General features: G+C 60.5%; 10 protein-coding genes. All 10 read left to right on the forward strand.

Annotated features, from left to right (window positions below):
* Window positions 1-15: 15 nt before the first annotated feature.
* Window positions 16-852, forward strand: coding sequence for a cytochrome c3 family protein (locus E8L22_RS10940; protein ID WP_246044619.1), 837 nt, complete (start codon window positions 16-18; stop codon window positions 850-852).
* Between the two features lie 234 nt (window positions 853-1,086).
* The gene (locus E8L22_RS10945; protein ID WP_136525212.1) at window positions 1,087-2,496 is read left to right on the forward strand and encodes a serine hydrolase domain-containing protein; all 1,410 of its coding nucleotides are present in this window, start codon (window positions 1,087-1,089) and stop codon (window positions 2,494-2,496) included.
* A 323-nt stretch (window positions 2,497-2,819) separates the two neighbouring features.
* On the forward strand, window positions 2,820-3,602 hold the full coding sequence (locus E8L22_RS10950) for a metallophosphoesterase family protein (protein WP_246044620.1): 783 nt from the start codon (window positions 2,820-2,822) through the stop codon (window positions 3,600-3,602).
* A gap of 32 nt (window positions 3,603-3,634) precedes the next feature.
* On the forward strand, window positions 3,635-4,816 hold the full coding sequence (locus tag E8L22_RS10955; RefSeq protein WP_136525214.1) for an amylo-alpha-1,6-glucosidase: 1,182 nt from the start codon (window positions 3,635-3,637) through the stop codon (window positions 4,814-4,816).
* Window positions 4,817-4,913: 97 nt separating this feature from the next.
* On the forward strand, window positions 4,914-5,498 hold the full coding sequence (locus E8L22_RS10960; RefSeq protein ID WP_136525215.1) for a LemA family protein: 585 nt from the start codon (window positions 4,914-4,916) through the stop codon (window positions 5,496-5,498).
* A gap of 51 nt (window positions 5,499-5,549) precedes the next feature.
* Window positions 5,550-6,422 (forward strand): TPM domain-containing protein, encoded by an 873-nt coding sequence (locus tag E8L22_RS10965; RefSeq protein ID WP_136525216.1) that lies wholly within the window; start codon window positions 5,550-5,552, stop codon window positions 6,420-6,422.
* On the forward strand, window positions 6,422-7,069 hold the full coding sequence (locus tag E8L22_RS10970) for a TPM domain-containing protein (RefSeq protein WP_136525217.1): 648 nt from the start codon (window positions 6,422-6,424) through the stop codon (window positions 7,067-7,069). Before E8L22_RS10965 ends, E8L22_RS10970 begins: the two co-directional genes overlap by 1 nt.
* A gap of 171 nt (window positions 7,070-7,240) precedes the next feature.
* Window positions 7,241-8,119 (forward strand): response regulator, encoded by an 879-nt coding sequence (locus tag E8L22_RS10975; protein ID WP_136525218.1) that lies wholly within the window; start codon window positions 7,241-7,243, stop codon window positions 8,117-8,119.
* A 224-nt stretch (window positions 8,120-8,343) separates the two neighbouring features.
* A complete protein-coding gene (locus E8L22_RS10980) occupies window positions 8,344-11,325 on the forward strand; it encodes an ATP-binding protein (RefSeq protein ID WP_246044621.1) in 2,982 nt (993 codons plus the stop codon).
* A gap of 75 nt (window positions 11,326-11,400) precedes the next feature.
* Window positions 11,401-12,177, forward strand: coding sequence for a hypothetical protein (locus tag E8L22_RS10985; protein WP_136525220.1), 777 nt, complete (start codon window positions 11,401-11,403; stop codon window positions 12,175-12,177).
* The last annotated feature ends 62 nt before the right edge of the window (window positions 12,178-12,239 follow it).

Here is a 12,239-nt window from a genome sequence, read left to right on the forward strand (position 1 = left end):
TTTTGGGGAGGAATGATGAAAAAAAGTAGTCTGTCGCTGTTCATCGCGGCCTTGATTCTCGTCGCTTCTACGGCCTTCGCGGGCAAGATGGCGACCGTTGACATCCCGGAAAAGCCCGAGATGTACGCCACCGCTCCGGCTGCGCTTACCCCGCAGCAGTGCGCCCAGTGTCACACCGGCGCCTTCAACGGCCTGAAGAACGCCGGCGGCAAGCACCGTTTCGATTGCCAGGCCTGCCACACCGTGATCCACGCTTACAATCCCAAAAAGGCCAACTACGACGAGGTGATGCCTAAGTGCGCCTCCTGTCACACCGATATCCACGGTCCGACCGCGAAGGACTGCGCCAGCTGCCACAGCAACCCGCACACCCCGCGCAAGGTTGCCATGACCCCGAGGCTTGCCGGCGCTTGCGCCACCTGCCATGCCGACGAGAAGGCAGAGCTGGTTAAGTTCCCGAGCAAGCACACCAACGTTTCCTGCGACCGCTGCCACACCTCGCACGGCTACAAGCCGTCCTGCTTCATGTGCCACAGGCCGCACTACAGGGATCAGCCTGTTGAAGCCTGCGCCAAGTGCCACTCGGTTCACAAGCCGAAGATGGTCACCTACCAGGGTACCGACTGGAACCAGACCTGCGCTTCCTGCCACGGCAAGATCGCTGAAAAGCTGAGGAAGACCGCCAGCCGCCACAACAAGGTCGCCTGCGCTTCCTGCCACAAATCCAAGCACGGCTACATCCCGCAGTGCACCGAGTGCCACAAGGCTCCGCATCCGAAGACCATCCTGGATCGCTTCCCGAAATGCCTGGGTTGCCACCTCGATGTTCACGACCTGCCGAGCATGAAGTAAGTTTCGCCTCTATGGCAAACAAAGGCCCCGGGAATCCCCGGGGCCTTTGTTGTTTCAGCGCCAAAACGTGACCTCCGTCACAAAAAAATCCCAGCCCATCCTGTATCGTAGCTTCCAGCTTGTTTTCCTGCAGAAGACCGTTCGCCCGCCGAAACCTCCCGCTTCTGCACTTCAACGTCAACCGCAGTCCTAACTCGAAGTTTCTGTGGCAACACGGAACGTAAAAGGAAGCTCGTGCGCGTTATAGTCCTGTTTCTGTTACTCCTGTCGTTCCCGCTTCTCGCCCCGGTCAAGCTCCACGCCATGGTCGACCCCGCGGTTACCGCTTCCGTCACCACTGCAAACCTCGATCGCCTTCTGGAACGTGCCATGGCCGACGACCTCATCGCAGGCGGGGTGGTGGTGGTCGGCAATCACGAGGGGATCCTCGCCACCGCGGCGCGCGGCCAGGTGAGTCCCTCCGCCGGGGCGCCCGCCATCACCGACCGTACCATTTTCGATGTCGCCTCCCTTACCAAGGTGATCGCCACCACCCCGGCGGTCATCAAACTCCTGGACGAGGGACGCATCGCGCTCACCAACCCCCTTTCCCGTTGGTTCCCCGAACTTGCAGGCACCGACAAGGGAAGCATCACCATCCTAAACCTGATGACCCACACCTCCGGCCTATCCGACGTGATGGTCGGCCAGGACCGCAGCGTTGATGGGCTCGTGCGCAAGGTGGCGGCACAGCGGTCGCGCCTTCCCGGCTCGGGCTTCGAGTATGCCGATATAAACTTCATCCTGCTCGGCGAACTGGTGCACCGCGTTTCCGGCGAGCGGCTGGACCGGTTCTGCCGCGAAGAGATTTACACTCCGCTCGGCACTCGCGACACGGCTTTTCTTCCCTCGCGTGACGGCACAAGCGATATCGCCCCGACCTCCGGGAGCCAGGGCGGGGTAGTGCAGGATCAGAACGCGCGCCTTCTGGGCGGGGTTGCCGGGCATGCCGGTCTCTTCAGCTCGGCCTATGACCTCGCACGCTATGCGCGTCTCATGCTGGGGAAGGGTACCCTCGACGGCACCCGGATCCTCTCGGAAGAGGCGGTCGGCCAGATGACGACCCCGTATCTATGCAACAACGGCCGGGTGAAGCGCGGCCTTGGCTGGGATATCTCTTCACCCTTCTCCGCACCGAAGGGGACCTTGTTCTCGGATGCCTCCTACGGCCACACCGGCTACAGCGGCTCTTCGATCTGGATCGACCCCCAGCAGGACATGTTCGTGATCATGCTGACCAGGCGCGTCGATTACCGTAACGTGCACAACTTCAACCAACTGCGCCGCAACGTTTCCACCGTTGCCGCCGCCGACTTCAGGGTAGGGGCGGGTGACGAGGTGCCTGCAGTCGAAGCGGAGGCCGTGAAAGCCCGCATCATCGCGGCGTCGGCCGCCGTGTTCAGGAAGGAGCCTCGCCGTTTCAGGCTCGCCTTATTCGGGCACCGTGACGATCGTCGTGCGGCGAAGTGTTCGGTCAAGCCGGGACGTCGGGCGGTACAGGCTCGCGCCGGGCATCGCAGCAAGATCACCGCCAAGGTTGCCAAGAACGATGCAAGCAAGGCACGCGCGGGTGCCAAAAAACGCCGCACACTATCAAGAAGCTGATCCGACGACTATGACGCTCGAAGCAGAAGTTTAAGAACCTTGCCATAGCTTTCAGATTGTGTTACCATTTCTCAGATTAAAAACAGCACATGCTTTTTGCTGGGGCTCTGACATGGAAACGTACGATACAGGTCTTGATCTTGGGATTCTTTGTCGCTGCTGTGACTGTCGCTCGTTTAGGCTGCCTGACACTACTGGGCTCACTGCCGCACAGGTAGCTACCATTGAGAAGCTGTGCAAACTCTGTATCGAGATCAACAACCCCAATGTCTCCAACCTCTAGTCGTTCACGCACCTGCAAGTTCCACTCTCACTTTTCCTTCTTGATCCTTCTGCTGCTGGTCTGTTTCGGGACCGTCTCCGCCGTTCATGCCGAGACCCTGTTTCAGCGCTCCAGCGTTCTCCTGCAGCAGCTTGCCGATAAGGCGCCCCTCGGCGACTACAGCTTCGTCGTGCTCGGCGACAGCCGCGGCAACGATGCCGTCTTCAAGAAGGCGCTGAGCGTTGCCGCCACCTACCGGCCGCTCTTCATCCTCCATGGCGGCGATTATTCCGACAAGGGGAGCGAAGAAGAAACGAGGAAGTTCCTGTCGCTGGTGGAGAGTACCGTCCCGGGCATCCCGGTCTTCGTGGTCTTCGGCAACCATGAGAGCCCGACCGTCTTCGAGAAGCTGGTTGCACCAAGGCAATACCGCTTCGGGAGCAAGCGGCTCGGCTTCAGGGTGGTCGTCGTCGACAACGCCGAAGAGGAGCTGAAGGCTCCAGAGCTTTCCTTCCTCCGGGAGGAGCTCGTCGCGGCGCCGAAAGCGACTTTTCTCGCCATGCACGTGCCGCCCCAGACTTCGCGCTGGCGCGGTCACACCTTTACCGACGGTGCCGCCGAATTGGAGCGCGTCATCGCCTCCTCAAGTCCGGTCCAGGCAAGCTTCTTCGCCCACTCGCACGTCTACGACCGTGACCTCTTCGGCGGCAAACCCGCCTTCGTTTCGGGCGGGGCGGGGGCTCCGCTTGCCTGGATGAGCCGCTACGGCGAGCGCGTCTATCACATCATCGTGGTTCGGGTGAAAAACGGCCGGGCAAGTTATCAGATGGTGCCCCTCAAGTGACCGACGCTCCACAGCTGCCCGCCGAGCCGTGCGTGGATACCGACACCGCTTTGCTCGAGCAGTGCCGCCGCGAGGCGATCGCTCTTCTGCTGGAAAACTCCACCTCTTACGGTGTGCTCGCCTCTGCGCGCAACGACCGCTCGAGCGCGCGCAACTACGACGCCATCTTCGGACGTGATGCCGCCATCTGCGCCCTCGGCATGGCCGTTTCCGGCGAGGACTCCCTCGTCCAGGCGGCGCAGCAGGGGGTGCTGACCCTGGCACGGCACCAGGCGGGAAACGGGCAGATCCCGAAGTACGTGAAGCCGGAAACGGGAGAGGTCGACTTCTGGTACGCAGGGTGTATCGACGCGACCCTCTGGTGGCTGATCGCGCTCCATTTTCTCGACCGTACCCACCGCCGGCTCGGCTTATCAGAGCGGCTCGCCGCCCATTCCGACCGTGCCCTCCAATGGCTGCAATGCCAGGAACATCAGGGATGGCACCTGCTGCAGCAAAACGAGGCCTCGGACTGGGCCGATATCATGCCCCGCTCCGGCTTCGTGCTTTACACCAACGCGCTCTGGTACTGGGTCAAGCGGCTCTACCAGCTCCCCTGCACCGGCGAGACCAGGCGTTTCGCACAGCAGCTCTTTCACCCCTTCGATGCAGCCGTACCTTTCCAAAAACGCGTGCGCCTCATGCGCCACTACATCCGCAACCGCAGCCGGTCCACCCCCTTCATGCTGAGCTGGGTCAACCTGTCCGCCTGGGGAGAGGAAGTCGACATCTTCGGCAACATCCTCGCCTACCTGACCGGTCTCGGGTACCCTTCCGACGCCTGCAAGATGGTTTCCGCGGTGGTCGCACTCAGGGCTCACGAACCGCACCCGGTGCGCGTGGTCGGGGTCCCCATCGACGAGCACTCGGGCGCCTGGCGCTCCTACATGGCACGGCACAGGCAGAACCTCCCCTGGCAATACCATAACGGTGGCGCCTGGCCTTTCGTGGGAGGCTTTTGGGTGATGCTGCTCGCGGCCCTCGGAGAGAAGGAGATGGCACGTGAAGAACTGGTCAAGATGGCGCACAGCAGCCGCGTCAACGGATGGGAATTCAACGAGTGGTTTCACGGCAGGACCGGGGAACCGATGGGGATGCCGAGGCAGTCGTGGAACGCCGCCATGTACCTGCTCGCCTGCTACAGCCTGACCGGTGATCTTCGTCTTATCATCTGAGGCCCGCTGATATTCCTTGTTTTTTTCCGCTTAGAGGGTGACATTAGTCCCACTCATGATTATTATTGTGCACATGCTATTCAAGGAGGTTGAGACTATGAGACGCTTGATCCTGATGTTCGTTGCGCTTATGACCATCGCATCCCTTTCCGGATGCGGCTATAACACCATGCAGGCCAAGGAAGAGGCGGTATTCGCAGCCTGGGGCGACGTAGAGGCCTCCTACCAGCGCCGTGCCGACCTGGTGCCCAACCTGGTCGAGGTGGTGAAAGGGTATGCGAAACACGAGGCGGACACGCTCAAGGCGGTCACCGAAGCACGTGCCAAGGTGGGCTCGATGCAGGTCACCAAGGACGCTATCAACGACCCCAAGACGATGCAGAACTTCCAGCAGGCACAATCCCAGCTCTCCGGCGCCCTTTCGCGCCTGATGGTTGTCGTCGAGCGCTACCCCGAACTGAAGGCCAACCAGAACTTCATGGACCTGCAGAACCAGCTTGAAGGGACCGAGAACCGCATTAACGTTGCGCGCGTGCGTTACAACCAGTCGGTCCAGGACTTCAACACCTCGATCCGCACTTTCCCGAATTCACTTACCAACTCCGTGCTCCTGCACCTGCAGCGCAAGGAGCCCTTCAAGGCTGAAGAGGGAGCGAAGGTGGCGCCGAAGGTCAAGTTTTAACCTTATCGGTTAATCGAAAAGCAGCAGGATGAGAGCGAGGTGTGGGAGTTCATGAAGAAACTGCTCTTCCTTTTGATAGCGCTTCTGGTGGCAGGGGGGGCTTGGGCCGCCGAGGTGCCACCCCTGCGTGGGCACGTGAACGACTACGCCTCGATGCTCTCTCCTCAGGCGGCACGTGAACTCGAGGACGAGCTCACCGCCTTCGAGAAGAGCGACTCCACCCAGATCGTGGTCCTCACCATTCCGAGCCTGGAAGGTGAGGTGGTCGAGCAGTACTCGATAAAAGTCGTGGAAAAGTGGCAGATCGGCCAGAAAGGGAAGGACAACGGCGCGCTGCTGCTGGTCGTGAAGAACGATCGCAAGATCAGGATCGAGGTGGGGCGTGGCCTTGAAGGTAAGCTGACCGACCTGATGTCCGGGCGCATCATCCGCAACGAGATCTCCCCCGCCTTCAAGCAGGGGAACTTCGACGTCGGCATCGCCCGAGGTGTCGCCGCCATCATGGCCACGGTCCGCGGCGAGTACAAGGCGGAACCGACCGATCTGCGTCACGGCAAAAAGGGCGCCCCCCCCATCCTCACCCTGCTCCTCTTCGTGCTGGTCGCCTCCGTGTTCCTGGGCGGCATTTCCCGTTTTCTTGGCGGTGTGGCCGGAGCCATCGGACTTCCCATCGCGGCTTTCATATCCTTCTCCGGGCTCTCGATGCTGCTTCTCGGCATACTTGCCGTGGCAGGTTTTCTCGCCGGTCTCTTCATCGCCTTTCTCTTCTCCTCAGGTGGACGGGGCGGCTTCATGGGCGGCCCCCCTTTCTTCGGCGGCTACGGTGGGGGCGGTTTCGGAGGAGGCGGCTTCGGCGGGGGAGGGGGCGGCTTTTCAGGTGGCGGCGGGAGTTTCGGCGGCGGCGGCGCTTCGGGAGACTGGTGATGGACCTTTCGCATAAGTCGATTGCTCACAATTATTTCAGCGACGCGGAAAAAGAGGCGATCCGTCAGGCCGTGGTTCGTGCCGAAGCGGCGTCCAGCGGTGAAATCGCCACCATGGTGGTCTCGGAGAGTGACCGCTATCGTGAGGCGGAGGCTTTAGGCGCCCTGCTCCTCGCCGGTTTTATTGGTGTGGTGGTCGCCGTCTTGTGGCATCACGTCACCATCTGGACCTACATACCGGTGGTGGCCCTGCTTTACCTGCCGCTGCTTTTTTTCCTGCGCCGTTTTCCGCAGCTAAAACTTTCCTTCGTCGGCCCCAGGCGTCTAACCGAGGCGGTGCAGGAACGCGCCCTGGTCGCCTTCTACCAGCAGGGGCTTTATAAGACCCGGGAGGAAACCGGGATCCTCATCTTCATCTCGCTTCTCGAGCGCAAAGTCTGGATCGTAGGTGACCGCGGCATCAACGAAAAGATCCCCCCGGGCTACTGGAAAAAGCTCGCCGAAGAGCTTGCCCAGGGGCTGCGAGCCGGTCGAGGCGGTGAGGCCGTCTGCGGCGTCATCGCCACCTGTGGAGAAGAGCTCGCGCGCCACTTTCCCCGTAGGGTCGACGACCGCAACGAGCTAGCCGACAACCTCATCATTTCCTGATCATTTTTTTTGCGAACCTGCCGATATAGACATTGAAATCCCGTCCCACTGTTTCTCGTTATCATGGCTCGCCCTGCGCCCGCCGCGCCCCCGTCCGTTGCGACGTCCGGTCTTTCGGCATCCGCGGCATGGCGTCGATTCATAACATTTTTGTCCTGCAGGAGAAGTAGCATGACCGCAGAAGTAAAGCCCACCACCGCCTCGGCGCCGATCCGCAAGCCTCTTGGGGAGATCTTCGTCGAACGCGGCCTCCTCACAAGGGCCTCCGTTGACCGTCTCATCACACACGCCAAGAGTAAAAACATACGTTTAGGGGAGCTTTTGGAGGTGATCGGCCTCGTGACGCCCGAAGAGCTGGCGGAGGCACTGGCGATTCAGTACCACGTCAGAAAAATCGGCGACTTCGCCAAGTACAGCTATCAGGCCAACGTGCTTAGTCTCATCCCCATCGACATGGCGGTAAAGCACTGCATCTTCCCGCTCAAGCTGGATGACGGCAGGCTGGGGCTCGCCGTAGCCGACCCGACTACGGACAAGCTTTTCGCGAGCATCTCGGCACAGCATAACCTGAAACTGGTGCTCTACGTCGCCACCCGCCTCGACATCAACCGCGCCATCGCCCGGCACTACTTGGGTCAGACCATAGGTGGCGGTGCAAGCAAGACCATCCTCCTTGTCGAGGACGACCAGCTCTCCCGCGAGATGGTGGCGAAGATCCTGACCCGCCAGGGGTACCAGGTGGAAACCGCCCTGGACGGCATGGACGCCTTCAGTAAAATCTTCACCCTGAAGCCCAAACTGGTCATCACGGACAAGGTGATGCCCAAACTGGGAGGGTACGAGTTTCTCTACGCCATCCGCAACATCCCCGAGTTCCGCTACATGCCGGTGATCCTCATGACTGCAGCGGCGACCCCCGACGAGGAGAAGGAGGCCCTGGAAAAGGGTTTCTTCGACTTCGTGCTGAAACCCGTGAAGGAGATCGGCCTTCTCACCCGCGTGAAGCGGGCCTTCGCGAGCAGGGAAGACCTGTATGGGAAAACCGCCTGACGCTACCGTTGCAAAGCGGCCGTTTCCCGGCGGCCGCCCCTTCCTCTTTTCTTCATATCCCAATTCAACTAATGAAATGATCGAGCTGCGCCGATAAGTTACCGGTAGGTGTCGCCGCCGCGCGCGCCCCGTACGGCCGGTCCACCCGTTGAGGTCCAGACCGCTGGAGAACAGATATGCGCAGTTCACTGCCAGAGACAACAAAATATTCGGGGACTACGCTGATGGCGCGTACCGTTGCACTGGTTCTTGCCGTCAACCTCTTCGTCATCGTTTTGGGAGCGGTGACGCTTCGCCAGAGCCGGGACCAGTACCTGCGAAGCGCGGAGGTCCAGGGGCGTAATCTCACCCAGACGCTCGTCTACAGCATCTCCGGCGTTTTCGACGCTGCCGATATTGCGCTCCTGAGTGTTGCGGACGAGGTTGAGCGGCAGAACCGGCAGGGAGGCATCTCGCCGGACACCCTGAACGCCTTCATCATCGCCAAGCATACCCGGTTACCTGCCCTGGACAGCATACGCATGGCCGACGACAAGGGGATCATCCTCTACGGCACCGGGGTCGATCGCAGTGCCAAGAAGAGCATCGAGGGGCGGGACTATTTCATCAAGTTGCGCGACACCCCCCAGGATGGGCTGGTCATTTCCAAGCCGGTCCTGGGGCTGATCAGCGGCAAATGGGTGGTTATCCTCGCTCGCAGGGTTAGCGGTGCAAACGGTTCTTTCGCGGGAGTAGTTTACTGCGCCATCCCCCTTGAGAAGATCCGCAACATGTTCTCCACTATCGACGTCGGTGTGAGAGGGCGCATCACCCTGCGCGACGAGTCCCTTGGTTTGATCCTGCGGCACCCGCAGCAGCTCCCGGTCAGTACCGAACTTGGTCGCAAGCCTGCTTCTCCCGAGATGCAAAAGCGCATCGCTGGAGGGATGTCGAGTGATACCTATTATTCCGATCTGACCACTGACGGGACGCCGCGGCTCGTTTCCTACAGCAAGGTCGGCCGGTATCCCCTGTACATCAGCATTGCCTTGCTTCCCGATGAGATCCTGACGCGTTGGCACCGCGAACTCATACAGATCCTGGCGCTGGTTGTGCTTTTTCTTGCGGTTACCTCCGCACTGTCCCGGGTGATCTATCTCCGTTTGCGGCGTCAGGTGCAGGCCGAGGAAGAACAACGCCGTGCGAGGGAAGAGCTCGAGGTGAGGGTCGCAGAGAGAACCGAAGCACAGCTTGTGACCAACGAACAGCTGAAACTCGAGCTCGCCGTGCGGGAGCGCGCCGAAGAAGAACTGCGCCGCGGGCGCAACATGCTCGCCCAGATCATCAACACCATCCCCCAGTTCGTCTTCTGGAAGGATTGCGACAGTATCTACCAGGGGTGCAACATCGTCTTCGCAAAAGCGGCCGGGCTCGACGACCCCGAGTTGATCGCCGGCAAGAGCGACTACGATCTCCCCTGGCTGAGGGAGGAGTGCGACGCTTACCGCAACGACGACCGCATCGTCATGGAGAGCAACCGTCCCAAGTACCACATCATAGAGCAGCAGTTGCAGGCGAGCGGTCGGCGCCTGTGGGTGGACACCACGAAGGTTCCGTTGTGCGACGATACGGGGACTGTGACGGGCATACTCGGGGTGTACGACAACATCACCGAGAGAAAGATGATCGAGGAGGCGCGCGACCGGGCTCTCGCCATGCTCGAATCGCTGCTTGCTTCGTCCCCCACCGCGATTCTCGTCTACGAAGGGGAGAGCGGCACCTGCGTAAAGGCGAACCAGGCGGCGGCGGATCTGGCGGGGGGGACCGTGCAGCAACTGCTCAGTCAGAATTTCCGCGAAGTCCCCTCCTGGGAAGCTGGGATGCGGGCTGCAGCGGAGCTGGTGCTCTCCGACGGTCGGACGAGGAGCATCGAGATCGATACGACATCCTCGTTCGGAATACAGCTGCAAGTGGAATGCTTCCTGTCGCGCTTCGAAGTGGAGGGGAAGCATCATTTGATGTTTATCGCGGTGGACATGACCGAGCGCAAGCGCCTGGAACAGGAGAAGCGCCTTATCGAGTCCCAGATGCTCCACGTGCAGAAACTTGAGAGCCTCGGCGTGCTCGCGGGCGGCATCGCCCACGACTTCAACAACATCCTGATGGTGATCCTCGGCAACGCCGATCTTGCGCTGATGCGGATGGCGCCCGGTGCGCCCGCCTGTGAAAACCTGACCCAGATCGAACAGGCCGCAAGCCGTGCCGCCGACCTCGCCCGTCAGATGCTCGCTTATTCAGGGAGGGGTAAGTTCGTCATCGAGAAACTCGACATGACGAGGCTTGTGCAGGAGATGGGGCAGATGCTCGAGGTCTCCATCTCCAAGAAGGTGATGCTGCGTTACGATTTTGCACCGGAACTCCCGTCGGTAAGCGGCGACGCGACGCAACTGCGCCAGGTCGTTCTGAACCTCGTGCTCAATGCGAGCGAGGCGGTGGGCGATGCCAACGGCATGATCGTCATCAGCACCAAACGCCTTTACTGCGACCGCGCGTACCTATCCGAGTCCTGGATCGACGACCGGCTCCCAGAAGGGGACTACGTGGTGCTCGAAGTTTCCGATAACGGCTGCGGTATGGACCGCGAGGTGATACCCAGGATCTTCGATCCGTTTTTCACCACAAAGTTCACCGGACGCGGCCTCGGCATGGCAGCCGTCTTGGGCATCGTGAGGGCGCACCATGGAGCCATCAAGGTTTACAGCGAGAAGGGAAGGGGGAGTACCTTCCGTCTGCTTCTCCCCTGCGTCGACGGGGACGCCGATCATCACGAACTTGCCGATCTCGGTCGGCTCTGGCAAGGGGCCGGCACAGTGCTGCTTGCCGACGACGAGGAGAGCATCCGGGGGCTCGGGCGCGACATGCTGGAGACCATGGGCTTCAAGGTGCTGCTCGCCTGCGACGGGCTGGAGGCGCTCGAAGTCTATCGTCAGCATAAAGAGGAGATCGTCTGCGTGCTGCTCGATCTGACCATGCCCAATCTGGACGGGGAACAGACCTTCCGTGCCCTGCGGGAGTTGAATCCCTGCTTGAAGGTAATCATGTCCAGCGGATATAACGAGCAGGAGGTGAATCTGAAGTTCGCGGGGAGCGGACTGTCAGGTTTCATCCAGAAACCGTACAACGTTGCCGAGATGAGCAGGAAGCTGCATGCGGTGCTGGAGGGGTAAGAAGCGAGCTTACCTTCCAGGAAAGGCGGTGCACCGATACAGGCCAGGAAGTATTCGGCGACAAGGGGGTGATTTATGTGCAGAGGCATAATCGGCTGCTACATCTTCCTCTCTTTTCTTCTCACGGGATGCGGTCTGGCAGTGCGATATCCCCGGGAATGCAGTTATGAAATGCCCAGTACCGGGATTCACGATTTCTTTGGGGTTGGCACCCCGAAAGCCTCGACGAAGTCTGAATTTCTGAAGGAGTGGGGGAAACCCGATGAGGTAATAAACGGTGCTGACGGAAAAGACACCTGGGTCTACCGCGGAAAGATGTGGTGCGGCCCGATCCCGGTCTTTATTCTGCCGGTACCACTGCTGCTGCCGCTTTGCGACAGATTCGACCGCATCACCTTCAATGGGGAGCGAGGCGAGTCGCTCCATACCCGAAAGGGTAATTTCTTTTACATTATTATTCCACTGGCCGCTGGGGACGACCCTCCGTGCCGATGCCCCGTGACCGTCGCCCCCTCGTATGCCGGGAAAAGCGCTCCTGATTCGTCAGCTCTGGTGGTTCTGTATCAAACCGGACTATCCCTGCCGAACCTTTACACGATGGTGTACCTGGACGGCCATTACGTCGCCGCCTTCAGAGGCTCGACCTGTTATGCCTTCCTTACGCCACCGGGGAAAAGGGAATTCACCATCGGCAGCGAACCGCGAACCCGGTGCACTTTCACGCTGGAGGCCGGCCACTCCTACTATGTAAGGGTAAACAGGAACGTTTTCAGCAAGACAGATTTCGAGATGGTCGGTCCCGTGGAAGGAAAAAACGAGACGGCCGGCTGTACCGTGCTTGGGCCGCCTTGAGGATGAAGGAGGGGGGGGCTAGCAGTGAGTGCACAAAAAAGCCGGGAGGAGCTAAGTCTCCT

The organism is Geomonas ferrireducens, assembly GCF_004917065.1.
GTDB classification, from domain to species: Bacteria; Desulfobacterota; Desulfuromonadia; order Geobacterales; family Geobacteraceae; genus Geomonas; species Geomonas ferrireducens.

Coding starts and splice junctions, on each gene's coding strand:
- E8L22_RS10980 (WP_246044621.1), top strand. CDS start 8,344: ATGGCGCGTACCGTTGCACTGGTTCTTGCCGTCAACCTCTTCGTCATC.
- E8L22_RS10960 (WP_136525215.1), top strand. CDS start 4,914: ATGAGACGCTTGATCCTGATGTTCGTTGCGCTTATGACCATCGCATCC.
- E8L22_RS10940 (WP_246044619.1), top strand. CDS start 16: ATGAAAAAAAGTAGTCTGTCGCTGTTCATCGCGGCCTTGATTCTCGTC.
- E8L22_RS10975 (WP_136525218.1), top strand. CDS start 7,241: ATGACCGCAGAAGTAAAGCCCACCACCGCCTCGGCGCCGATCCGCAAG.
- E8L22_RS10985 (WP_136525220.1), top strand. CDS start 11,401: ATGTGCAGAGGCATAATCGGCTGCTACATCTTCCTCTCTTTTCTTCTC.
- E8L22_RS10970 (WP_136525217.1), top strand. CDS start 6,422: ATGGACCTTTCGCATAAGTCGATTGCTCACAATTATTTCAGCGACGCG.
- E8L22_RS10965 (WP_136525216.1), top strand. CDS start 5,550: ATGAAGAAACTGCTCTTCCTTTTGATAGCGCTTCTGGTGGCAGGGGGG.